Genomic DNA, 20,282 nt, shown 5'->3' on the forward strand with positions numbered 1-20,282 from the left:
AGATACAAAATAGGGGAAGAGCTTGAAGGCTCTTCCCCTATTTAAGACGTTTAACACCGTGGGCCGCGGAAGCGACCCAGGGTGACTGTCGGGGGTACTTAAGCCAAGGTGGCTTTAGCTTTCTCGACAATCGCAGCAAACGCCGCTTTTTCGTTCACTGCCAGATCAGCCAGAACCTTACGGTCGATCTCGATGGACGCTTTTTTCAGGCCAGCGATGAAACGGCTGTAGGACAGACCGTTAACACGTGCACCAGCGTTGATACGAGCGATCCACAGAGCGCGGAACTGACGTTTTTTCTGACGACGGTCACGGTAGGCGTATTGGCCAGCCTTGATAACCGCTTGCTTGGCAACACGGAATACGCGTGAACGCGCGCCGTAGTAGCCTTTAGCAAGTTTCAGAATTTTCTTGTGGCGCTTACGCGCCATGACGCCACGCTTTACACGAGCCATGAGTTACTTCCTCTATTCTTGACTAAAATTAACGAAGGCGCAGCATGCGCTCGACTTTTGCCACGTCAGACGGATGCAGCAAGCTGCTACCGCGCAGTTGACGCTTACGCTTGGTCGACATTTTAGTCAGGATGTGGCTCTTGAAAGCGTGCTTGTGCTTGATACCGTTAGCAGTTTTCAGAAACCGCTTAGCAGCACCACTTTTAGTTTTCATCTTTGGCATGTTCGGTACTCCGCATTCAGTTGATAAACATAATCATAAGGCCTGCCGTGCCCTATTGATTACTTCTTCTTTTTCGGGGCGATGACCATAATAAGCTGGCGTCCTTCCATCTTAGGATGCTGTTCGACCGAACCGTACTCGAGCAGGTCAGCTTCAACCCGCTTGAGGAGTTCCATCCCCAGCTCCTGGTGGGCCATCTCACGGCCGCGGAATCGCAAGGATACCTTGGCCCTGTCCCCATCACTCAGGAAACGTACCAGGTTGCGCAGTTTTACCTGGTAATCCCCTTCCTCCGTCCCTGGACGAAACTTGATTTCTTTTACTTGAATCTGCTTCTGGTTCTTCTTCGCCGCGGCAATCTGCTTCTTCTTCTCGAAGATCGACTTGCCGTAGTCCATCACCCGGCAAACAGGTGGGATTGCGTCGGCGGAGATTTCCACCAGGTCCAATTTGGACTCTTCAGCAATACGAAGCGCTTCATCAATCGAGACGATGCCAATCTGCTCGCCGTCAGCGCCAATTAACCGAACCTCGCGTGCCGAGATATTCTCGTTGATCGGGGCTTTCGGTGCAGCTCGTTTATCTTGTCTCATTTCACGCTTAATAATAATTACTCCGAATCTGGGCGACCACGCCGGGAAACCGCTTGCGCGAGGAACTCAGCGAACTGGGCGACGGGCATCGAGCCCAGGTCAGCACCTTCACGAGTACGCACAGCGACAGTCTGCATCTCGACTTCCCGATCTCCGATAACCAAAAGATAGGGAACCTTGAGCAAAGTATGCTCGCGGATTTTAAAGCCGATCTTTTCATTTCTCAAGTCGGACTTGGCACGAAATCCGCTTTCATTGAGAGTTTTTTCAACTTCAGCGGCAAAATCTGCCTGTTTATCAGTGATATTCATGATCACTGCCTGGGTCGGAGCCAGCCACGCAGGGAATGCACCCTCGTAGTGCTCGATCAGGATCCCGACGAACCGTTCGAACGAGCCGAGGATCGCCCGGTGCAGCATAACCGGGTGTTTACGGCTGTTGTCTTCGGAGACGTATTCGGCTCCCAGACGGATCGGCAGGTTAAAATCGAGCTGCAGGGTACCACACTGCCAGACGCGACCAAGGCAATCTTTCAGCGAGAACTCGATCTTCGGACCGTAGAACGCGCCCTCGCCCGGCTGCAAGTCGTATGCAAGCCCCGCACTGTCCAGCGCTGCGGCCAGTGCAGCTTCGGCGCGATCCCACAGCTCGTCGGAACCGACGCGTTTTTCCGGACGAGTGGACAGCTTCATCTCGACTTCGGTGAAACCGAAATCGCGGTACACGTCCATGGTCAGCTTGATGAACGCAGCGGATTCGGCCTGCATCTGCTCTTCGGTGCAGAAGATGTGGGCGTCATCCTGAGTGAAGCCGCGCACGCGCATGATGCCGTGCAGTGCACCCGATGGCTCGTTACGGTGGCAGGCACCGAACTCGGCCAGGCGCATCGGCAACTCGCGGTAGCTCTTCAGGCCCTGGTTGAACACCTGTACGTGGCACGGGCAGTTCATCGGCTTGATGGCGTAGTCGCGGTTTTCCGACTGGGTGGTGAACATGTTGTCGGCGTAGTTGGCCCAGTGCCCGGATTTCTCCCACAGGCTGCGGTCAACGACTTGCGGCGTCTTGATCTCCAGGTAGCCGTTGTCGCGCTGAACCTTGCGCATGTACTGCTCGAGCACCTGGTACAGGGTCCAGCCGTTCGGGTGCCAGAACACCATGCCCGGCGCTTCTTCCTGGAGGTGGAACAGGTTCAGGCGCTTGCCGATCTTGCGATGGTCGCGTTTTTCGGCTTCTTCGATGCGCTGGATGTAGGCCGCCAGCTGCTTCTTGTCAGCCCAGGCAGTGCCGTAGATCCGCTGCAGTTGTTCGTTCTTCGCGTCACCGCGCCAGTAGGCACCGGACAGCTTGGTCAGCTTGAACGACTTGAGGAAGCGTGTGTTCGGCACATGCGGGCCACGGCACATGTCGACATATTCTTCGTGGTAATACAGGCCCATGGCCTGCTCGTCCGGCATGTCTTCCACCAGGCGCAGCTTGTAGTCTTCGCCGCGGGCGGTGAACACGTCGATCACTTCGGCACGCGGAGTGACTTTCTTGATGACGTCGTAATCTTTTTCGATCAGCGCGTGCATGCGCTGTTCGATAGCCGCCAGGTCGTCCGGGGTGAAAGGACGCTCGTAGGCGATGTCGTAATAGAAGCCTTCGTCGATGACCGGGCCGATGACCATCTTCGCGGTTGGGTACAGCTGCTTGACCGCATGGCCAATCAGGTGCGCGCAAGAGTGGCGAATGATCTCCAGCCCCTCTTGATCCTTGGGCGTGATGATTTGCAGGCTGGCATCGCCGGTGATCAGGTCGCTGGCGTCGACCAGCTTGCCGTCGACCTTGCCGGCCACGGTGGCCTTGGCCAGGCCAGCACCAATGGATGCGGCGACCTCGGCTACGGAAACCGAATGATCGAATGAACGTTGACTGCCGTCGGGAAGAGTAATAGTTGGCATGGCGCCTCCTCTCCTAGTGGTGACCCCTACCAAAGGTCACGTGGGTTGGGATGAGCCAGTACAAGATCCAATACCAGGCCGTTCAGTGATGAACGCCTGCCTTACAGCGGCAGGAGCCTTTCGGCCAACCGATAATCGAACCAGAGTGACTGGAGTTAAACAAAAAAGACCTTGGCAAGGCGGCATAGGGCGCGCCGGAAAATGGCCAAGCGAAAGATGCTAGCACAGATGAACGGTCATGGCGCCGAAGCCGCTTCAGGAAACGAAAATTCCCGGCTTTTAAGGGCAAAAGTGAACTTGAACTGTACGGCAACCCTCAAACACACCGAGAATCGCCGTTCGTCCACGACTCCAGGAGCATTTGATTATGCGTTTTACCTCGACTTTCGCCCTTGCTGCATCCCTGACCCTCATGTCCCTGGGTGCGCACGCCGCAGCCCCGTCGAACTGGCCTGCCGGTGCGCGGGACAGCTTCATCAAGGATTGCAGCGCAGCCGCCCAGCAAAGTGTTGATGCCAAAACCGCCAAAGACCACTGTGAATGTGGCGCGGACAAAATCAATGCCGAATTGAGCAGTGCCGAAATCAAGGAACTCATGACCAACCAGAACGCAGATCCCGCGCTCAAGACCAAAGCGGTGACGGCTATTTCGTCCTGCAAAGTCGTGAAGAAAAAGTAATTTTTACACCCTGCCAAACCGGCTGAAGGACCAGAAATCGCCATGAAAACTGCCATTTCTCACAAATTACGCAGCTTTTACGGCTTTTTTTAACAGCTGATATTTCGCCTGAAAGCCCCGTAGATCGGGGCTTTCAGCCAACCAAGGCATGAAACACAACGCGATTGATTAGCAAACAATGCCTTGGGGGGGCTCCCAAGCCGAACATTTCGACTATGATAGCTCGGTGTGCCCAGTTGGCCTGAGCAGCACAGCACTACTGAAAATATATGTTTCTTGGAGATACACCATGTCTAATCGCCAAACCGGCACCGTTAAATGGTTCAACGATGAAAAAGGCTTCGGCTTCATCACTCCTCAAGGTGGCGGTGACGACCTGTTCGTACACTTCAAAGCTATCGAAAGCGACGGTTTCAAAAGCCTGAAAGAAGGCCAAACCGTTTCCTTCGTGGCTGAGAAAGGCCAAAAGGGTATGCAAGCTGCACAGGTTCGCCCAGAGTAATTCTGCGCCGAACTAAAAAAACCCCGTCCATGTGACGGGGTTTTTTATGGCCTGGAGAAAAGCGCTGGAGCAATCAGCCGCAATTGACCCGATTGATCACAAGGTTGTCATCGGTATTGAGGTTCAGGCGATCGGAGCGGTATTCCAGCGTGACCATGTCATCTGGCTTGAGAATGCGTGCGTTCTGCGCTCCGGCGCGGCTACGGGCCTGTTCCAGCAATTGTGGCGAAGCTTTCTGGCCGATTGCGAACTCGGCAGCCTTCGCCTCACAGCGGCTATGACCAGCATCGGTCACGGCAGTGTCTTTGGCTGGCTCAGAGGTACCCGGGGTGCTGCAACCCGACAAGGCGAGCGCAGCCAACAAAGTACCGAATGATGCGAGCTTCCAAGGCATGAAGCCTCCTTTGAGAAAAAATGGACAGAGATCGTGCGACCGTGGTTTGGCCGATTGGTTTCAGAATTGTCACAATTGGCTGTGGGCCAGTCTGCCTGAGTCGACACCGGGCGCTGGCGAATCAATCGTCACCAGATATGAACGCACTCAGTAGATGTCGATGTAATCAAACGGCGGGGTTGGCCAGTTCTGCTTGAGCGCGTTGAAAATCTGCATCACCCACACCTCGTCGCTGGCTGCGACGTTGCCGACATAACCCGAACCCGCCGCCCAGGTCTCCAGGCGGAACAGAAGGCCGTCGATATCGACGCCACCCACCACGCCCGAAGAAATGTAGGCAATGCCGGCCTTCGTAACGCGCAATTGGGTGTGAACGTTGTCACTGGCGGACGCAAGCAGCTGCCGCACAGCATCCAGCGTCAGGTTGTCGGGGTTGTTCAAGTCGATCTGCACGCGGTTTGCCCTGGCAATTAAACAGGCGGACAGTGTCGCACAGCCCTCCCCTCATGCCTAAGTAGCAGTGCCAAACACGGCGCAAAATGGTTAACTCCACACGCAGAACGCACTAACCGCCTTTCAGCCTCGCGAGACACCCATGACCATCGTCACGATCCACGCCGACATCAAAGCCAAGTGGCCCCACGGGCAAAGCTCCTACAGCCCGGGCAGCCCGGAGGAGTTGGCAATCATCGGTATTGACCTGCTGGTCAAGGAACTGGGCACACAGGCCGCGCAGGCATTCATCGGCCAGGTATTCGAGAAGTACCCGGCCGATCACATGGGGGCGCCAGACCCCGAGCGCGAATAAGACCCGGCCGACGAACGTCGACCGGCAGGCTGTTTACTTCAGGCGACCAAGGCGTTCGGTCAGCAGATCGAAGAAGCCCTGGGCATCGCCACTTTCAACCCAGAACGCGTTCTTCGGTTGTTTCAGGCCATCGTACCAGTCGACGATGGTCTGGCCGAAGGTCGGGCCTTCACGGCTGTCCACCACCACGTTGACCTCACGGCCGCTGAACAGCGCAGGCTTGAGCAGGTAGGCAATGACGGTAGCGTCATGCACCGGGCCGCCCGGGATGCCGTAGTGCTCCATGTCGCCCTTGACGTATTCATTGAGAATATCGCCCACCACCTTGCTCGCGTTGTTGTTCAGCGCAGCGATTTGCTTCAGGCGTGCGTCGCTGGTCAGGACCTTGTGGGTCACGTCCAACGGCAGGTAGGTCAGCTTGACGCCGCTCTTGAGCACGATCTCGGCCGCGATCGGGTCGGCGAACAGGTTGAACTCGGCCACCGGCGTGATATTGCCGCCGTTGAAGTGCGCGCCGCCCATCACCACCACTTCCTTGATGCCTTGAGTGATCTCCGGCGCCTGGGTCAATGCCAGCGCCAGGTTGGTCTGCGGACCGAGCATGGCGATGGTGATGCTGTGGGGCTTGGCGGTGCTGAGGGTCTTGATCAGGTAATCAACGGCATTGCCTTCGGCCAGGCCTTTTTTCGGCTCATGCACGGTGACGCCGGAGATACCTTCCTTGCCATGGATGTTTTCAGCGTAGATCGGCGTGCGCAGCATCGGTTTCGGTGCACCGGCATATACCGGGATGTCCTCGCGCCCTGCCCATTCGCGGGCCAGGCGTGCGTTGCGGGAGGTCTTGTCGAGGCGCACGTTACCGGCAACGGTGGTCAGCGCGCGGATCTGCAGTTCATCGGGCGAAGCCATGGCGAACAGCAAGGCAACCACGTCGTCGGCACCGGGATCGGTGTCGATGATCAGGTCGATTTTTTCCGCCGCGTGGGCGCTTGCAGCAGTTAGCACGGACAAAAGCAGCACACTCCGGAACAGGTGTCGCAGGGTTTGGGTACCACGTTGCATGACGCACTCCTTGTCGTTGGGGAATTCTAGAACGTTACGCCGGAAACCAGCGCGATATTGCAGTAGGGCTGGCACTCGCCGGTGCGCACCACCGCCCTCGCCTTGCGGCTGAGCTGCTTGAACTCTTCATGGCTGACCAGGCGGCGCTCGCCGAGGGCGGCCTGTTCGGTCAGGGTATTGAGATCCGCCAGGGCCGGCGGTTGCTTGAGCAGGATTTCTTCCGCGAGCACGTGGCTTTCCACCTGCATCTCGCTGAGGACGATGCGCAAGGTACTGACGAAATCCGGAATGCCTTTGGTCAGCGCCAGGTCGATCAGCTCGACACCCGGCGGCACCGGCAAGCCGGCATCACCGATCACCAGAATGTCGCCATGGCCAAGGGATGCGATCACCCGCGACAGCGCGATATTGAGCAAGGGAGTCTTTTTCATGAGGGCACAAAACCTTGGACGTCATGCAATGTGGGAATAGAGGGTTGCGCACCCGCGCGGGTCACGGACAGCGCGGCGGCTAGCTGGCCGAAACGAATGGCCTCGGCCTCGCTCCTGCCGTTGGCCAGCGCGGCTGCGAAACCGCCGACGAAGGTGTCACCGGCAGCCGTGGTATCGACCGCCTTGACCTTGGGCGCGACCAGGTGCTCGAAGCCTTGGCCATCGGCAAACAACGCGCCTTCGGAGCCGAGGGTAATGATCACTTTGCCAGCACCGGCCTTGATCAGGCGTGTGGCGGCGGCCTTGGCGCTGTCCAGCGAGTCGACCACCACGCCGCTCAAGGCCGAGGCTTCGCTTTCATTGGGAATCAGGTAGTCGATGGCGGCGTACCAATCCTCGGGCAGCGGACCACTGGCCGGCGCCGGGTTCAGGATCACCGTCTTGCCCAGCTCGCGACCGCGCTTGAGGGCATGGCCGACAGTCTCCATCGGCGTTTCCAGCTGGCAGACAATCACGTCGGCAGCCTGCAGCACACTGTCAAATGCCTGTAATTTGGCTGGGGTCAGCTCGCCATTGCTACCGGCGACAATAACGATCGCATTCTGGCTGCTGTCATCCACCACGATCAGCGCCACGCCGCTGGAACCGTCGACGGTGCTGACGGCCTGGCAATCAATGCCCTCCACCAGCAACGCGTCGCGCAATTGCGCGCCATAGGCATCGGTGCCCACGCAGCCGACCATGGCGACCTCAGCCCCGAGGCGCGCCGAAGCGACCGCCTGGTTCGCGCCCTTGCCGCCGGGAACGGTGGAAAACGATTGGCCGATCAGGGTTTCACCGGCGCGGGGCAGCCGACTGGCCCGGGTGACCAGGTCCATGTTCAGGCTGCCTATTACCACTACTTTTGCTGGCATACATCAGTACTCATCAATTCGGTTCAGCGGTATTGGGCAAACACACCGGCCAACGGCGCCGTCGACTCGCGCAGGACAATACTCGGCGTCACGATGCGTTGATCGATCGGCAATTGGGGTGTCGCAATTCGTCGCAGTAAAAGCTCGGCCGCCATCTCTCCCAGCTGCAGGATCGACTGGCCCACGGTGGTCAGCGCCGGGTACACGTACTGGCTCATCTGGATATCATCAAACCCGATCACCGACAGCTCACCGGGCACCCGGATATTACGTTCGGCAGCGGCGCGCAAGACGCCGAAGCCAATCATGTCGTTGCCGGCAAAAATCGCGCTGGGGGGATTATCCGCCAGCAATTGCGCCGCGGCCGCGTAACCACCGGTACTGGTGAAATCACTTTCCAGCACACGGCCGGCCGGCACTTCGAGCCCCGCCTCGGCCAAGGCGCGGTAGTAGCCCGCCATCCGCATTTGCGCCACGCGGGTATGACTCGGGCCACCAATGCAGGCAATGTCGCGATGACCCAGATCGAGCAAGTGCCGGGTCGCCAGGTAAGCACCCTGTTCGTGGTCGATGCGCACCAGGTCGACATCGATCCCGTCCAGTGCACGGTCGACGATGACCATCGGCGTGCGCACCGCCTTGAGGCCTGTCGCCAGGCCGCTGTCGTCGCCGCCCACCGAGGTCACGATCAAGCCGTCGATGCGTTTTTCCAGCAGCACCCTCAGGTAGCTGCGCTGCTTTTCGGCATTATCGTCGGAGTTGCAGAGGATCACGCAATAGCCGTTACGCTCGCAGTAATCCTCGATGCCCCGGGCCAGTTCCGCAAAATACGGGTTGAGGCTGTTGGGCACCAACAGGCCGATGGTGGCTGTGGTCTTGGCCTTCAGCGAGCGCGCGACCGCACTGGGTACATAGTCGAGCTGCTTGATGGCCGCCTCGACCTTGATCCGTACCGGCTCGCTGACCGGGCGCGTCTTGTTCACCACATGAGACACCGTGGTGTAGGAAATCCCCGCCAGCGCGGCCACATCCTTGATCGTTGCCATGGCTCAGGCTCGCCGACTGGCGCGCTGGCTGCGGTAAGTATCGAGCACCACCGCGATCACGATCACGGCACCGGTGATGATACGTTTGGTCGGCTCGGTGGCGCCAATCTGCGCCAGCCCTGCCGCCAGTACCGAGATGATCAGCACGCCGAAGAAGGTACTGATGACCGAGCCACGCCCGCCCATCAGGCTGGTGCCACCGATCACTACCGCAGCGATCACTTGCAGCTCCAGGCCGGAACCGGCGTTGGGATCGGCCGCTTCCAGGCGCGAAATCTGGAACAGCGCCGCCACCCCCGCCAGCAGGCCCATCAGGCTGAACACCAGGATCTTGTAGGGCTTGGGATTGATACCCGCCAGGCGCACGGCCTCTTCGTTGGTGCCAATGCCGATCAGGTAGCGACCGAACACCGTACGGGTCAGCACCAGCTGCGCGGCGATGATCACCAGCAACGCGATGATGAACGAAGGTGAAATGCCGAAGGCCACCGGGTTGGACAGCCAGGCAAACGAATCACCGATGTATGCGGTACGCGAGCCGGTCATCTGGTACGCCACGCCGCGCGCCATTTCCAGCACGCCGAGGGACACGATGAATGACGGGATCCGCCAGGCCACTGTGATCGAACCGGTAATGGTCCCGGCCAACGCGGCGCAGCCCATGCCCAGCACGGCTGCCGGCAACACACTCCAGCCCCAGCCGAGAATCGCCACGCTGACGGCCGATGCGGCCAGGGCCAGCACGGAGCCTACCGACAGGTCGATGCCGCCGATGATCAGCACGAAGGTCATGCCGACTGCCAACACCATCAGGTCGGGAATCTGGTTGGCCAGGGTGCTGAAGGTGTCGTACGAGAGGAAGTGGTCGCTCAGGAACGAGAACAGCGCAATCATCGCCAGCAAGGCGCCGGCCAGGCCCAGGTAGGTGCCCAGGCCATAGAAGTTGCCGCCACGTTTTGCGGGGGAGGAAGTGGTTTTCATGGGGTATTCCTAGGCGCTGCGTCGTTGAGCAGCGCATCACGTTTCTGATAGCCGGCAAAAGCAGCGGCAAGCAATTCGTCCTGGGTCCAGCTGTCGCGCTCGAAGGTCTCGATCAGGCGCCCGGCGGAAAGTACGCCGATGCGGTCGCAGATCAGCATCAACTCACGCAGGTCGCTGGACACCACCACCAGCGCCTTGCCCTGGCGGGTCAGGTCGCCGAGCAACGCATAGATATCGAATTTGGCGCCGACGTCGATGCCTCGGGTCGGTTCATCGAACAGCATCACCGCGCAATCGCGCTCCAGCCAGCGGCCAATCACCACCTTCTGCTGGTTGCCACCCGACAGCTCGGACACCAGCTGCGCCGGACTGGAACTGCGGATACGCATGGCGTCGACCTGGCGCTTGGCCAAGGCCGTTTCGTCACGACTGTTCACCAGGCCACCGCTGGACACCTTCGGCATGTTGCCCAAGGCAATGTTGGCGCCGATGGATTGGGTCAGCAGCAGGCCCTCGCCCTTGCGGTCTTCGGTGATCAGGGCGATGCCATGGCCAACCGCGTCGACGGGCGAGCGAATGCTGACGACTTGCGCAGGTGTGCCCAGGGCCACGGTGCCGCTGTCGGCCAGGTCGGCGCCGAAGATCAGGCGCAGCAACTCCGTACGGCCCGCACCGATCAGGCCGGAGATGCCGTAGATTTCGCCGGCACGCACTTCAAACGACACGTCGCGGACCTTGTCCGAGCGGGTCAGGCCTTTTACCGTCAACAGCGGCGCGCCGATGGTGCGCGGGCCCAGGTCGATTTTCTCGCCCAGTTCGCGGCCCACCATCAGCGTGACCAGTTGCTCACTGTTGTAGTTGGCCATCGGCTCGACACACACCAGCTTGCCGTCACGCAGCACCGCAATGCGCTGGGCAACCCGGGCCAGTTCTTCGAGCCGGTGGGAAATATAGATAATCGCCACGCCCCGGGCCTGCAGGCGGGTGATTTGTTCGAACAGCATCTCGACTTCACGGGCGGTCAGCATCGCCGTAGGTTCATCGAGGATCAGTACGTGGCAGTCGCCAATCAGGTTGCGGGCGATCTCGACCATCTGTTGGTGGCCGATGCCGAGGCTGCCGACCAGGGTGTCCGGGTCGATAGCGTCCAGGCCGACCTGGGCCATGGCTTCAATGGCGGCCTTGCGCAGTTGCTTGCGGCTGATCCAGCCACCGTGGCTGGGCAGGTTATCGAGGAACAGGTTTTCAGCGACCGTCAGGGTTGGCAGCAGGTTAAGCTCCTGCATGACCATGCGGATGCCCTGCTCTTCAGCCTGGGTCCGGCTGCCTGGCGTGTAGGCCTGGCCATTGAACTGCATCTGGCCGTCGGTCGGGGTGACCAGCCCGCCGATGATTTTCGACAGGGTGCTTTTCCCCGCGCCATTCTCACCGGTAAGCGCCAACACTTCCCCACGGTTGAGCGTCAGGGTGATGTCGGACAGAACCGGTTGGGCATAGGTCTTGCCGATACCGCTGACCGAGAGGACAGCGTTCGGTGCGGAAGATGACATAGGAACGTCTCCAGGCGTCCGCTCGGGTGAGCGGACGCTGTTTTGTGCTGCCGGGGAATTACTTCTTGAGGATGAGTTCGACCGGGGTTTCGATCATGCCATCCACGGCATCGACTTTTTCACCCTTGACCAGCTTCAGAGCGTTCTGGATACCGAAAACGGCTTGCTGGGCAGCAGCCTGGTCGGCGGTGGCCAGGACACGGCCGTCCTGCAGCATCGGCTTGATGGCCTCGATGTTGTCGTAGCCTACGACCAGCACCTTGCCAGCCTTGCCGGCGCCACGTACGGCGGATACTGCGCCCAGTGCCATGTTGTCATTACCGGCCAGCAGTGCCTTGATGTTCGGGTTTGCCTGGAGCATGGCAGCGGCAATCGCGTTGCCCTTGTCGATTTCCCACTCACCGGATTGGGTGGAGACGATCTTCATGCCGGCGGCATCCATCGCGTCCTTGAAGCCAGCGGTACGCTGCTGGGCGTTGGTGGTGGTGGACACACCTTCGATGATGCCAACCTGGTCACCCTTGGTGAGGTGCTTGGCCAGTTCTTCACCGACCAGGCGCGCGCCCTTGCGGTTGTCTGGACCTACGAACGGGATATCAAGGTTTTTGCTTTTCAGTACATCCACATCAAGACGGTTGTCGATGTTGACGATCTTGATGCCTTTGTCGGAGGCCTTTTTCAGCACGGTGACCAGGGCTTTCGAATCGGCGGGAGCAATGACGATCGCGTCAACCTTGGACAGGATCATCTGATTGACGATATCGATCTGCGCACTGGTATCGGTTTCGTTCTTGATCCCGTTGGTGATCATGTCGAAGTCGGCGGCGTGGGCTTTCTGGTATTCCTTGGCACCGTCCTGCATGGTGACGAAGAATTCGTTGGCGAGGGATTTCATGACCAGGCCGACCTTGGGTTTGGCGGCGGTCTCGGCAGCAAATGCAGAGGAAAGAGGCAGGGCAGCGGATGCGGCAGCAAGCACAGCGACAGCAAGAAGACGTCCAGCAAATGGCAGCTTCATGGGTTCACTCCGATCTTATGATTATTGTGAGCAACGCTTGCACCGAAGAACGCTTCGGCAGCCAACCCACCCGGGCGGCTGATACGAGCTTTCACGACACTCGAGGAGTACCCCGTGAAACATCTCGCAAACGTTTGCGTTAGGTCAAACTATGAGAAGCTTGTCGAGATTTGTCAACGGGAGAAAACAGCCTTTTGGTGAATCCGCTTTACGCCCTGCCCTCGAAGCCATCCGGTACCCCCTTTAAACATCCGCGTTGCTGGATCGTTCTCTGAAACGACAGGTCGCGGCGTGCCTCCTGCGTTTAAAACCAAACTTTTCCGTCATCCTTTTCGGACAACCGAACACCCGCGCATCGCTTTGTTCGGAAAGCCGGACAGAAGACCAAGCCATTTACTTACAAATCAAACAAATATAGATATAAATCAATAGGTTAAATTCTATTGCCAAACAAAATCCCGCTGGTACAAATCCTGCTCTTACTCAGCACCTCGTGGCGTTCAGAACCGCCCGGGTGTTTCTAGATGAACCTGCATCAGCACTCATCAAAACTAGAGAGAAGAATAATGAAATCTGCGTTGAAAACTTTCGTACCGGGCGCGTTAGCCCTCCTGCTGTTGTTCCCCGTTGCCGCTCAGGCAAAAGAAGCTGAAACCCAGCAAAAACTGTCCAACGTGGTGATCCTTGCCACCGGCGGCACCATCGCCGGCGCCGGCGCCAGCGCGGCCAACAGTGCGACCTACCAGGCCGCCAAGGTCGGCATCGAACAATTGATCGCCGGTGTTCCTGAGCTTAGCCAGATCGCCAATGTCCGCGGCGAACAAGTATTGCAAATTGCCTCCGAAAGCATCACCAACGAAAACCTCCTGCAACTGGGTCGTCGTGTCGCCGAACTGGCCGACAGCAAGGACGTCGACGGCATCGTGATCACCCACGGTACCGACACCCTGGAAGAGACTGCCTACTTCCTCAACCTGGTGGAAAAGACCGACAAGCCAATCGTCGTGGTCGGCTCGATGCGCCCAGGCACCGCCATGTCGGCTGATGGCATGCTCAACCTGTACAACGCCGTTGCCGTCGCCGGCAGCAAGGACGCCCGCGGCAAAGGCGTACTGGTGACCATGAACGACGAGATCCAGTCGGGTCGCGACGTCAGCAAGATGATCAACATCAAGACTGAAGCGTTCAAGAGCCCATGGGGCCCGCTGGGCATGGTGGTAGAAGGCAAATCCTACTGGTTCCGCCTGCCAGCCAAGCGTCACACCATGAACTCGGAATTCGACATCAAGACCATCAAAAGCCTGCCGGACGTCGAAATCGCCTATTCCTATGGCAACGTAAGCGACACCGCCTACAAGGCCCTGGCCCAGGCCGGCGCGAAAGCCATCATCCATGCCGGTACCGGCAATGGTTCGGTGTCGTCCAAGGTGGTGCCTGCCCTGCAGGAACTACGCAAGCAAGGCGTACAGATCATTCGCTCTTCCCACGTGAATGCCGGTGGTTTCGTTCTGCGTAACGCTGAACAACCAGACGACAAATACGACTGGGTAGTTGCCCATGACCTGAACCCGCAGAAAGCCCGCATCCTGGCCATGGTCGCCCTGACCAAGACCCAGGACAGCAAGGAACTGCAACGGATGTTCTGGGAATATTGATCGCTCCCGGGCCCGGCCGGCAACGGTTGGGCCATCCCGCTCGTGGCGTACCGCGAGCGGGTCTGATTTCCTCCGCTTTACCCCCGCGCAAAAAACCTTTGAAAAACAAAGCGTTCCTACACCAAATCGGCAAAACCACTGTCAGAAGAAATTCTTGAATTTTAAGCAGTTGCGAAATTGCCCACAGTTAAATACTGTATGCACGTACAGCCAAATAAGGAATACTCCGTGGCAAAGCCCTCTTCCGCAGCACCAACACCTCCTGATGCCTACCAACGACTGGCCGTTCGCGTGCAAAAAATCATCAATTCCACCAATGCCCAAAAAAACAAGGCGGCGTTGATCTTCCGTTTGCCGGAGGAACCGGAAGACGAGTGGGCACGACTACTGGAGGAGATCGCAGAAAACGACAACGTCACCCTCGCCTATCGCGATGACGGTGGCGTGCAGATTTTCTGGGTTGTGCCGAAGGAAGATTGAGTCAATGAGTGTCCGTTTTATCAGTCTGTTGTGTGTGTTTTTTGCTGTTACCGCTCACGCCCAAGCCCCCAGGACATTCAGCGAAGCCAAGAAAATCGCCTGGAAACTGTATGAACCGCAATCCACGGAGTTCTATTGCGGCTGCAAATACAACGGCAACCGGGTAGACCTGAAAGCCTGCGGCTATATCCCGCGCAAAAACGCCAACCGGGCGGCACGTATTGAATGGGAACACATTGTTCCGGCCTGGCAGATCGGCCATCAGCGCCAGTGCTGGCAGGATGGCGGGCGCAAGAACTGCACCCGCAAGGACGCGGTCTACAAGCGGGCCGAAGCCGACCTGCACAACCTGGTGCCGAGCATCGGCGAGGTGAATGGCGACCGAAACAATTTCAGTTTTGGCTGGCTGCCGGTACAAAGCGGCCAATATGGATCATGCCTGACCCAGGTGGACTTCAAGGCCAAGAAGGTCATGCCCCGCCCTTCCATTCGCGGCATGATCGCCCGAACGTATTTCTATATGAGCAAGCAGTATGGCCTGCGCCTGTCGAAACAGGATCGCCAGCTGTATGAAGCCTGGAACAAGACCTACCCGGTACAGCCCTGGGAACGCCAGCGCAATCAAACCGTGGCGTGCGTGATGGGGCGCGGCAATGAATTTGTCGGCCCGGTGAACTTGAAAGCCTGCGGCTGAACGAAAAAAGCGGGAGCGCCATGGCCTCCCGCTTGTCGACTCTTTACTGCGCAACCTTGTGTTCGATGACCTCGGACACCGTGTCATTCTTCTTCGCAGTGGCCAGTTTCTCGGTCAACTGCGCTTGTTTCGCCTCGGCCTCGGCCTTGGTGCTGAATGGGCCCAGCAGCACCTGGTCCTTACCGTCTTCCTTCGCCAGATAGAAACTGAAACCGTGTTCCAGCAGCCACGCGGTCAGGTCAGTCATCGCCTGCAGCTTGTGATCCGGCGGCCCCACCCATACATCCCATTCTTGAGAGGCGATCGCGCCGACCGCAGGTTGCGCCTGGGCGGGCGCCTCGGCAACGGCAGGCCTGGCCTTGGGGGCGTCGACACTTTTACCTTCACCGCAACCGGCCAATGCCAACACCGCAATTGCCATCGCTACTTTACGCACTACCCTGCTCCTTAGAGGATCAAAGAGGCGACTTTATCATTCACTGTCTATTCTGGCCGTCATAAACGTTGGCTTAAACAATGCGAATGATGTATCGCAGACCTGTATGATGGCGGCATGGGAATTAATGCCGCCTCTATGCGTCCTAAAAGAGGCAGCCACAGGGAAGCGCTTCGCAGTAAGCTACACACATCCGACATCTGCCCTGTCTGAAACATGTGTCCTTCAAAGCAATCAAGGAGAAGTCCATGCTGATACTCACCCGCAAAGTCGGTGAAAGCATAAACATCGGTGATGACATCACGATCACCATCCTGGGCGTTAGCGGCCAGCAAGTAAGAATCGGCATCAATGCTCCAAAGGACGTTGCCGTGCATCGCGAGGAGATCTACCAACGTATCCAGGCGGGCCTGACGGCTCCGGATAAAAACCAGACACCTTGAAGCGCCTCCAGTAGCCAGCCCTTTCGTTCACTGTAACGGCTGGCGAAAACCTCTTTCAGCCTGCTCGCGGCTTCCCGCGGCCAGCGCGCCCTATTCCCTTGTTCCAGCGCCAGGCCAGCGTCATCCCAGGCCGACACCGCGTGCCATGCCACTCGCTGCAATCATCATCAGCACCAGCAGTAACGCCTGCACATGGCTGATGCGCGCAAAAAGACCTGCCTGGTGCAAATCGAGGCGCGTGCCACGCGCCAACGCGATGCGCCATTTGATAAAGCGAATCATCGGCGCGAGCTCCAGTAACAAAATTAATACAAGCAGCGTCATCTTCACGTGAAACAACGGCTGGTGCAGGTAATAATCACTGCCCTTTTCGTAGCCGCCGAAGGCCCGCAGGCCACCGGTTACCAATAACACCAGGGCACTGATTCCCCAGATGTTGTCCGCGATCAATACGCGGCGCAGGGTGGATGGGTCACTATCAGATACACCGCGCAATGCCTTGCCACGCGCAAGCACGGCCGACAATGCCATGGCGAATGCCAGTAAATGGACTGCTGCAAGAAACCACTGAACCAACATAAGGCGTACTCCCTTTTGTATGACACATGGCAGGAACACTTCTCAGTAATAGTCGCTGGCTGCGTTCAACGCATGAAACAGCCTGCAAACAAAGGGAACTTGTGGAGTTTTCCAGGGCCGAATCTCGTGACAAATCCCCTACAGTCTGCAGCGCGCCAAGGAGCACGTTGATGAGGCGTACCGTTAAACAGCCTTACTTATCCAAGTCTTGGTTGATTGTCACGCTGATCAGCGTGGCGTTTGTGGCGCTGGAGTATGGCCTCAAGTTCGAAATCGAAGGCTCCTCCGACAAAGCCTACTCATGGCTGGACCTGACGCTGTTCCTGAGCGCGTACTTGTTTTTCTTCTGCCTCAAGCCCATTCAGGTCGCCGTCCATCGCAGACTGTGCCGGCGCGCGCCTCACAGTGATCGCCGCAAAGCCTCATCCTGACGGCTTTGGGTTTCATCTTGAAGCTCGTTGCCCCAGCGCGGTGTATCCCGCAAGCGGGTTGAAACCGTCGCCGCAGTTGCTATCAGATCGCCGGTATTTACAGCTGCGCGACACAACCTATGCTTGGGCATGCACGGTCGGTGAAAGGTTGTAGCGCTGATGGACACACTGAGTAAAAGCGAAATCGAATCAGCACTGGCAGCGCGCCTGCCGAGCTACAAAATCGTCTGCACCCTGCATGCCGATGGCACGCTTTCCGCGATTCTCAGCGGCCCGGAAGCTGATCACTTTGCGGTGACCGGCATCGTCCGCGCACACCATCGAGGGCCGGAGGCGATTGCCAGGCTTGCCAGCGAAATCCTCAAGGAAATGGTCTTGTCCCGCCAGGGGCTCAAGGGCAACCGCCTGCAGACGCTGACTGGAAACAGCTCCAACGTTGAACCGCCCCTTTACGAAGAAGGCCGATCCGGGTAACCGGGTCGGCCTTTTTTTACGCCAGGCTCTGTAGATGCAACAGCCCGGCTTCGTCCCGCTGAACCTGTAGACGCTCATACCCGTCAATCGACGGATGCTCGGTGACCATGGGCACAAGGTGGGTCGACGTCACCACCATCACATCGGCCCCCGCCGCCTCGCCGGCGCGAATCCCGACGCTGGCATCCTCAAACACCAGGCAGTCTTGTACCGGTACTCCCAGCCGTTGCGCACCGAGCACATAACAGGCAGGGTCCGGCTTGCCGCTCGCAACATCCTCCGCGGTGACCAGCACCGCCGGCGGGTTGATCCCGGCCGCCTGCATACGGCGCAGAGCCAGTGCCTTGGGGGCAGACGTAACCAGCGCCCATTGATCGCCGGGCAATGCGTTGAGGAATTCCACCGCGCCCGCAATCGCCACCACCCCTTCCACATCCTCAAGTTCAGCCTCGGTAATCCACTGCGCCTCAGCCTGCGCGTCCACACCGGGCAAAGCCTGGCGGGTGATGGTATCGATGGCCCGGGCACCATGGATGGTCTTCAGAAAGGCCTCGACATCCAGCCCATGGCGTTCAGCCCAGGTGGCCCATACGCGCTCGGCGGCGGCAATGGAGTTCAGGAGTGTGCCATCCATATCGAACAGAAAGGCGCGGTAACGGTGGGCGAATACAGCTGAATCGCGGGTGGACACTGCTCGGCTTCCTCTTGCTTTCGTCACCCGGTCTTGGGCGCTGACGAACCACTTGCCTGGTGCAATCTACGGATCGGCCCAAACGCTGTAAACCTTCCCGTGGTTTGTATCGGACTGTATGGGAACCCCGCCTGGATACGCGAACCCGCATTTCGCCACGCCTGGGCACACATGGCAGATACACCCCGGCGATTAACTACGACCACCAGCCAATCCGGCTGACTCACGCGTAGGAGCCTCATCATGTTCAATCTCTCGAAAGCTTCGTCCCTGGTACTCGGCCTGACTGTCATCGCGGGCCTCGGGCTGTCATCCATGGCGTCGGCCGACACCCACGCTGGCGCGGTCAAAGACCAGCCATCCCACCTGCTCGCCGAGGGCGGCGCAGATCGCCTGCACGAACGCGGCCTGGCGGAAGGCGGCGCTGAACGCCTGCAAGCAGCCCGTACTGTCTGATGGGTCACCGTCCAACCAGGGCAGCCTTCCGGCTGCCCATTGCATTACAAACTTGTCATCAAGCTGTCAGTGTTGCCCGCACCCTCACTTCATACAGTGAAGTCGTCAGTCACCCACAGCGGGTGACCCAACTTCCCACTGAAAATGAAGCGAGCCCGCCCATGAAACCTGCAAGCAAACTCTGCCTGATCGCCGCCAGCCTGTTGATGCTGGGGACCGGCGCCGCCGTGGCCGGCCCGATTGCACCGGTGAAAGCCAATAACGTAGTGCTGGTACACGGCTCCTGGGCCGACGGTTCCAGTTGGTCCGAAGTGATTACCCGCCTGCAGGCCGCCGGCTTGCATGTAACCGCCGTGCAAAACCCGCTGACCTCGGTGGCGGATGACGTCGCTGCCACCAATCGCGTACTCGATCAACAGGACGGCCCTACCGTGCTGGTCGGCCATTCCTACGCCGGCACCGTGGTCAGCGACGCCGGGGCCAACCCCAAGGTCAGCTCCCTGGTATACGTCGCCGCCCGCGCTCCGGACGCCAACGAAGACTTCGTCGCCCTGTCCGCCAAGTACCCAAGCACACCCGTGCGGGCCGGTGTGGTGGAGCACGACGGTTACCTGACCCTGAACCAGGACGCCTTCCTCAAGTACTTTGCCGCCGATGTACCCCACGCCAAGGCCATGGAGCTGTACGCCGTGCAACAACCGATCGCCAAGACCCTGTTCAGCGGTCGCACCGTCAACGCCGCGTGGCACACCAAGCCGTCCTGGTATGCGGTGTCCAGCAATGACCAGACCATCAACCCGGACCTGGAACGCTTTCTCGCCAAGCGCATGAACGCCACCACCATCGAGCTGCCATCGAGCCACTTGTCCCTGGTTTCCCACGCCAAGGAAATCACCGACCTGATCCTCGAAGCGTCCGGCCGCCAGCCTTAAGCCCTTCATTACGATCTTGTCATCATCCTGTTGGCTGGCTGTTTGTGTCGCCTGGTTACTGTGAACTCACTGCCGGATACCGGCAGCCAACCTTTAAAGAGAGATACCGCCATGAAACTGTTTATCCTCGGCTTTGCTGCCCTCCTCGCCACCGGCTCGGCCTTTGCCGATACCACCGCCACCACCTCGGTGATCCATGACACCCCCGGCTTCTTCATGCACATGGACGTGGCCAAAGTACTGTCGAGCACCGATACCTACGGCCAGTGCGGCATTGTCCCTGCGCGCCTCGACTACCTCGACAGCCAGGGCCGCGAACACGTGCTGGACTATCAAGTACAGGGCATCGGCTGCCCCAATGACAATTGATCGGGCTACACTTGCGCCACGCAAGAACTGCACATCACCAGGGCGA

General features: G+C 58.8%; 28 protein-coding genes. 12 read left to right on the forward strand and 16 right to left on the reverse strand.

The window, feature by feature from the left end:
• Positions 1 to 98 precede the first annotated feature (98 nt).
• From rplT to thrS, 4 genes are read right to left on the reverse strand one after another with little or no spacing between them, the layout of a single operon-like run.
• Positions 99 to 455 carry a 50S ribosomal protein L20 gene (gene rplT, locus AC3WKX_RS22200; RefSeq protein WP_003219940.1) on the reverse strand — a complete coding sequence of 119 codons (357 nt, stop codon included), beginning with the start codon at positions 453 to 455 and terminating at the stop codon, positions 99 to 101.
• Between the two features lie 28 nt (positions 456 to 483).
• A complete protein-coding gene (rpmI, locus tag AC3WKX_RS22205; RefSeq protein ID WP_002553160.1) occupies positions 484 to 678 on the reverse strand; it encodes a 50S ribosomal protein L35 in 195 nt (64 codons plus the stop codon).
• 59 nt (positions 679 to 737) lie between these two features.
• Positions 738 to 1,289: a translation initiation factor IF-3 gene (infC, locus tag AC3WKX_RS22210; RefSeq protein ID WP_169875357.1), complete on the reverse strand. Its 552-nt coding sequence runs from the start codon at positions 1,287 to 1,289 to the stop codon at positions 738 to 740.
• Entirely contained in the window at positions 1,289 to 3,211 is a 1,923-nt protein-coding gene (gene thrS, locus AC3WKX_RS22215; protein WP_003219944.1) for a threonine--tRNA ligase, read from the reverse strand. The genes infC and thrS overlap by 1 nt, the downstream gene beginning before the upstream one ends.
• A 364-nt stretch (positions 3,212 to 3,575) precedes the next feature.
• Between thrS and AC3WKX_RS22220 the strand changes: the two genes are divergently transcribed.
• Positions 3,576 to 3,890, forward strand: a complete 315-nt coding sequence (locus AC3WKX_RS22220) for a hypothetical protein (protein ID WP_080673250.1) — start codon at positions 3,576 to 3,578, stop codon at positions 3,888 to 3,890.
• A 289-nt stretch (positions 3,891 to 4,179) separates the two neighbouring features.
• The gene (locus AC3WKX_RS22225) at positions 4,180 to 4,392 is read left to right on the forward strand and encodes a cold-shock protein (RefSeq protein WP_003179963.1); all 213 of its coding nucleotides are present in this window, start codon (positions 4,180 to 4,182) and stop codon (positions 4,390 to 4,392) included.
• A gap of 73 nt (positions 4,393 to 4,465) precedes the next feature.
• Here AC3WKX_RS22225 and AC3WKX_RS22230 read toward each other — a convergent pair whose 3' ends face one another.
• Positions 4,466 to 4,786, reverse strand: a complete 321-nt coding sequence (locus AC3WKX_RS22230; RefSeq protein WP_008438688.1) for an I78 family peptidase inhibitor — start codon at positions 4,784 to 4,786, stop codon at positions 4,466 to 4,468.
• A 147-nt stretch (positions 4,787 to 4,933) separates the two neighbouring features.
• Positions 4,934 to 5,239: a hypothetical protein gene (locus AC3WKX_RS22235; RefSeq protein WP_008438689.1), complete on the reverse strand. Its 306-nt coding sequence runs from the start codon at positions 5,237 to 5,239 to the stop codon at positions 4,934 to 4,936.
• A gap of 142 nt (positions 5,240 to 5,381) precedes the next feature.
• Here AC3WKX_RS22235 and AC3WKX_RS22240 point away from each other — a divergent pair, with 142 nt between their 5' ends.
• Positions 5,382 to 5,594, forward strand: coding sequence for a hypothetical protein (locus tag AC3WKX_RS22240; RefSeq protein WP_003219951.1), 213 nt, complete (start codon positions 5,382 to 5,384; stop codon positions 5,592 to 5,594).
• A gap of 33 nt (positions 5,595 to 5,627) precedes the next feature.
• Here the strand turns inward: AC3WKX_RS22240 and AC3WKX_RS22245 are convergent, their stop codons facing one another.
• Genes AC3WKX_RS22245 through AC3WKX_RS22275 form a run of 7 tightly spaced genes read right to left on the reverse strand, consistent with a single transcriptional unit; the run spans position 5,628 to position 12,596 of the window.
• Complete coding sequence (locus AC3WKX_RS22245) at positions 5,628 to 6,656, reverse strand: nucleoside hydrolase (protein WP_102605112.1); 1,029 nt, start codon at positions 6,654 to 6,656, stop codon at positions 5,628 to 5,630.
• 26 nt (positions 6,657 to 6,682) lie between these two features.
• Positions 6,683 to 7,087: a D-ribose pyranase gene (gene rbsD / locus AC3WKX_RS22250; protein ID WP_008438690.1), complete on the reverse strand. Its 405-nt coding sequence runs from the start codon at positions 7,085 to 7,087 to the stop codon at positions 6,683 to 6,685.
• Positions 7,084 to 8,001 (reverse strand): ribokinase, encoded by a 918-nt coding sequence (gene rbsK, locus AC3WKX_RS22255; RefSeq protein WP_102605113.1) that lies wholly within the window; start codon positions 7,999 to 8,001, stop codon positions 7,084 to 7,086. The genes rbsD and rbsK overlap by 4 nt, the downstream gene beginning before the upstream one ends.
• 23 nt (positions 8,002 to 8,024) lie before the next feature.
• Entirely contained in the window at positions 8,025 to 9,047 is a 1,023-nt protein-coding gene (locus AC3WKX_RS22260) for a LacI family DNA-binding transcriptional regulator (protein ID WP_003219958.1), read from the reverse strand.
• A 3-nt stretch (positions 9,048 to 9,050) separates the two neighbouring features.
• Positions 9,051 to 10,028 carry an ABC transporter permease gene (locus AC3WKX_RS22265; protein WP_003219960.1) on the reverse strand — a complete coding sequence of 326 codons (978 nt, stop codon included), beginning with the start codon at positions 10,026 to 10,028 and terminating at the stop codon, positions 9,051 to 9,053.
• Positions 10,025 to 11,578 carry a sugar ABC transporter ATP-binding protein gene (locus AC3WKX_RS22270; RefSeq protein ID WP_008438693.1) on the reverse strand — a complete coding sequence of 518 codons (1,554 nt, stop codon included), beginning with the start codon at positions 11,576 to 11,578 and terminating at the stop codon, positions 10,025 to 10,027. Before AC3WKX_RS22270 ends, AC3WKX_RS22265 begins: the two co-directional genes overlap by 4 nt.
• A gap of 58 nt (positions 11,579 to 11,636) precedes the next feature.
• Positions 11,637 to 12,596, reverse strand: a complete 960-nt coding sequence (locus tag AC3WKX_RS22275) for a sugar ABC transporter substrate-binding protein (protein ID WP_003219963.1) — start codon at positions 12,594 to 12,596, stop codon at positions 11,637 to 11,639.
• 566 nt (positions 12,597 to 13,162) lie between these two features.
• Between AC3WKX_RS22275 and AC3WKX_RS22280 the strand changes: the two genes are divergently transcribed.
• The 3 genes from AC3WKX_RS22280 to AC3WKX_RS22290 all read left to right on the forward strand — a co-directional run bounded on the left by AC3WKX_RS22280 (position 13,163) and on the right by AC3WKX_RS22290 (position 15,425).
• Positions 13,163 to 14,251 carry an asparaginase gene (locus AC3WKX_RS22280; protein ID WP_003219965.1) on the forward strand — a complete coding sequence of 363 codons (1,089 nt, stop codon included), beginning with the start codon at positions 13,163 to 13,165 and terminating at the stop codon, positions 14,249 to 14,251.
• Between the two features lie 228 nt (positions 14,252 to 14,479).
• The gene (locus AC3WKX_RS22285; RefSeq protein WP_023659007.1) at positions 14,480 to 14,731 is read left to right on the forward strand and encodes a DUF1654 domain-containing protein; all 252 of its coding nucleotides are present in this window, start codon (positions 14,480 to 14,482) and stop codon (positions 14,729 to 14,731) included.
• 4 nt (positions 14,732 to 14,735) lie between these two features.
• Complete coding sequence (locus AC3WKX_RS22290; RefSeq protein ID WP_102605114.1) at positions 14,736 to 15,425, forward strand: endonuclease; 690 nt, start codon at positions 14,736 to 14,738, stop codon at positions 15,423 to 15,425.
• Between the two features lie 43 nt (positions 15,426 to 15,468).
• Here AC3WKX_RS22290 and AC3WKX_RS22295 read toward each other — a convergent pair whose 3' ends face one another.
• A complete protein-coding gene (locus AC3WKX_RS22295; protein ID WP_032899812.1) occupies positions 15,469 to 15,846 on the reverse strand; it encodes a hypothetical protein in 378 nt (125 codons plus the stop codon).
• A gap of 263 nt (positions 15,847 to 16,109) precedes the next feature.
• Between AC3WKX_RS22295 and csrA the strand changes: the two genes are divergently transcribed.
• On the forward strand, positions 16,110 to 16,304 hold the full coding sequence (gene csrA / locus AC3WKX_RS22300; protein WP_003192511.1) for a carbon storage regulator CsrA: 195 nt from the start codon (positions 16,110 to 16,112) through the stop codon (positions 16,302 to 16,304).
• Positions 16,305 to 16,424: 120 nt separating this feature from the next.
• Here csrA and AC3WKX_RS22305 read toward each other — a convergent pair whose 3' ends face one another.
• Entirely contained in the window at positions 16,425 to 16,883 is a 459-nt protein-coding gene (locus AC3WKX_RS22305) for a DUF2214 family protein (protein ID WP_008438699.1), read from the reverse strand.
• A gap of 170 nt (positions 16,884 to 17,053) precedes the next feature.
• Here AC3WKX_RS22305 and AC3WKX_RS22310 point away from each other — a divergent pair, with 170 nt between their 5' ends.
• Both AC3WKX_RS22310 and AC3WKX_RS22315 read left to right on the forward strand, forming a co-directional pair.
• Entirely contained in the window at positions 17,054 to 17,314 is a 261-nt protein-coding gene (locus AC3WKX_RS22310; protein WP_003219977.1) for a hypothetical protein, read from the forward strand.
• Positions 17,315 to 17,473: 159 nt separating this feature from the next.
• A complete protein-coding gene (locus tag AC3WKX_RS22315) occupies positions 17,474 to 17,788 on the forward strand; it encodes a hypothetical protein (RefSeq protein WP_003219980.1) in 315 nt (104 codons plus the stop codon).
• A 16-nt stretch (positions 17,789 to 17,804) separates the two neighbouring features.
• Here the strand turns inward: AC3WKX_RS22315 and AC3WKX_RS22320 are convergent, their stop codons facing one another.
• Positions 17,805 to 18,479, reverse strand: coding sequence for an HAD-IA family hydrolase (locus AC3WKX_RS22320; RefSeq protein ID WP_102605115.1), 675 nt, complete (start codon positions 18,477 to 18,479; stop codon positions 17,805 to 17,807).
• Positions 18,480 to 18,722: 243 nt separating this feature from the next.
• On the opposite strand from AC3WKX_RS22320, the gene AC3WKX_RS22325 reads away from it, so the two are divergent.
• From AC3WKX_RS22325 to AC3WKX_RS22335, 3 genes are all read left to right on the forward strand, one after another.
• Positions 18,723 to 18,935 (forward strand): hypothetical protein, encoded by a 213-nt coding sequence (locus AC3WKX_RS22325; RefSeq protein ID WP_003219983.1) that lies wholly within the window; start codon positions 18,723 to 18,725, stop codon positions 18,933 to 18,935.
• A 161-nt stretch (positions 18,936 to 19,096) separates the two neighbouring features.
• The gene (locus tag AC3WKX_RS22330; protein WP_003219984.1) at positions 19,097 to 19,867 is read left to right on the forward strand and encodes an alpha/beta fold hydrolase; all 771 of its coding nucleotides are present in this window, start codon (positions 19,097 to 19,099) and stop codon (positions 19,865 to 19,867) included.
• A 111-nt stretch (positions 19,868 to 19,978) separates the two neighbouring features.
• On the forward strand, positions 19,979 to 20,236 hold the full coding sequence (locus AC3WKX_RS22335) for a DUF2790 domain-containing protein (protein WP_003219985.1): 258 nt from the start codon (positions 19,979 to 19,981) through the stop codon (positions 20,234 to 20,236).
• The last annotated feature ends 46 nt before the right edge of the window (positions 20,237 to 20,282 follow it).

It is taken from the genome of Pseudomonas sp. GP01-A4 (genome assembly GCF_058780865.1).

What these genes read in the sequence shown, in the direction of transcription:
- AC3WKX_RS22230 (WP_008438688.1), bottom strand. Translation starts at nt 4,786, where the DNA reads ATGCCTTGGAAGCTCGCATCATTCGGTACTTTGTTGGCTGCGCTCGCC.
- AC3WKX_RS22275 (WP_003219963.1), bottom strand. Translation starts at nt 12,596, where the DNA reads ATGAAGCTGCCATTTGCTGGACGTCTTCTTGCTGTCGCTGTGCTTGCT.
- AC3WKX_RS22240 (WP_003219951.1), top strand. Translation starts at nt 5,382, where the DNA reads ATGACCATCGTCACGATCCACGCCGACATCAAAGCCAAGTGGCCCCAC.
- AC3WKX_RS22265 (WP_003219960.1), bottom strand. Translation starts at nt 10,028, where the DNA reads ATGAAAACCACTTCCTCCCCCGCAAAACGTGGCGGCAACTTCTATGGC.
- AC3WKX_RS22315 (WP_003219980.1), top strand. Translation starts at nt 17,474, where the DNA reads ATGGACACACTGAGTAAAAGCGAAATCGAATCAGCACTGGCAGCGCGC.
- AC3WKX_RS22305 (WP_008438699.1), bottom strand. Translation starts at nt 16,883, where the DNA reads ATGTTGGTTCAGTGGTTTCTTGCAGCAGTCCATTTACTGGCATTCGCC.
- AC3WKX_RS22245 (WP_102605112.1), bottom strand. Translation starts at nt 6,656, where the DNA reads ATGCAACGTGGTACCCAAACCCTGCGACACCTGTTCCGGAGTGTGCTG.
- rplT (WP_003219940.1), bottom strand. Translation starts at nt 455, where the DNA reads ATGGCTCGTGTAAAGCGTGGCGTCATGGCGCGTAAGCGCCACAAGAAA.
- rbsD (WP_008438690.1), bottom strand. Translation starts at nt 7,087, where the DNA reads ATGAAAAAGACTCCCTTGCTCAATATCGCGCTGTCGCGGGTGATCGCA.
- rpmI (WP_002553160.1), bottom strand. Translation starts at nt 678, where the DNA reads ATGCCAAAGATGAAAACTAAAAGTGGTGCTGCTAAGCGGTTTCTGAAA.
- AC3WKX_RS22290 (WP_102605114.1), top strand. Translation starts at nt 14,736, where the DNA reads ATGAGTGTCCGTTTTATCAGTCTGTTGTGTGTGTTTTTTGCTGTTACC.
- AC3WKX_RS22260 (WP_003219958.1), bottom strand. Translation starts at nt 9,047, where the DNA reads ATGGCAACGATCAAGGATGTGGCCGCGCTGGCGGGGATTTCCTACACC.
- csrA (WP_003192511.1), top strand. Translation starts at nt 16,110, where the DNA reads ATGCTGATACTCACCCGCAAAGTCGGTGAAAGCATAAACATCGGTGAT.
- AC3WKX_RS22270 (WP_008438693.1), bottom strand. Translation starts at nt 11,578, where the DNA reads ATGTCATCTTCCGCACCGAACGCTGTCCTCTCGGTCAGCGGTATCGGC.
- AC3WKX_RS22330 (WP_003219984.1), top strand. Translation starts at nt 19,097, where the DNA reads ATGAAACCTGCAAGCAAACTCTGCCTGATCGCCGCCAGCCTGTTGATG.
- AC3WKX_RS22280 (WP_003219965.1), top strand. Translation starts at nt 13,163, where the DNA reads ATGAAATCTGCGTTGAAAACTTTCGTACCGGGCGCGTTAGCCCTCCTG.
- rbsK (WP_102605113.1), bottom strand. Translation starts at nt 8,001, where the DNA reads ATGCCAGCAAAAGTAGTGGTAATAGGCAGCCTGAACATGGACCTGGTC.
- AC3WKX_RS22310 (WP_003219977.1), top strand. Translation starts at nt 17,054, where the DNA reads ATGAGGCGTACCGTTAAACAGCCTTACTTATCCAAGTCTTGGTTGATT.
- thrS (WP_003219944.1), bottom strand. Translation starts at nt 3,211, where the DNA reads ATGCCAACTATTACTCTTCCCGACGGCAGTCAACGTTCATTCGATCAT.
- AC3WKX_RS22335 (WP_003219985.1), top strand. Translation starts at nt 19,979, where the DNA reads ATGAAACTGTTTATCCTCGGCTTTGCTGCCCTCCTCGCCACCGGCTCG.
- AC3WKX_RS22225 (WP_003179963.1), top strand. Translation starts at nt 4,180, where the DNA reads ATGTCTAATCGCCAAACCGGCACCGTTAAATGGTTCAACGATGAAAAA.
- AC3WKX_RS22295 (WP_032899812.1), bottom strand. Translation starts at nt 15,846, where the DNA reads ATGGCAATTGCGGTGTTGGCATTGGCCGGTTGCGGTGAAGGTAAAAGT.
- AC3WKX_RS22325 (WP_003219983.1), top strand. Translation starts at nt 18,723, where the DNA reads ATGTTCAATCTCTCGAAAGCTTCGTCCCTGGTACTCGGCCTGACTGTC.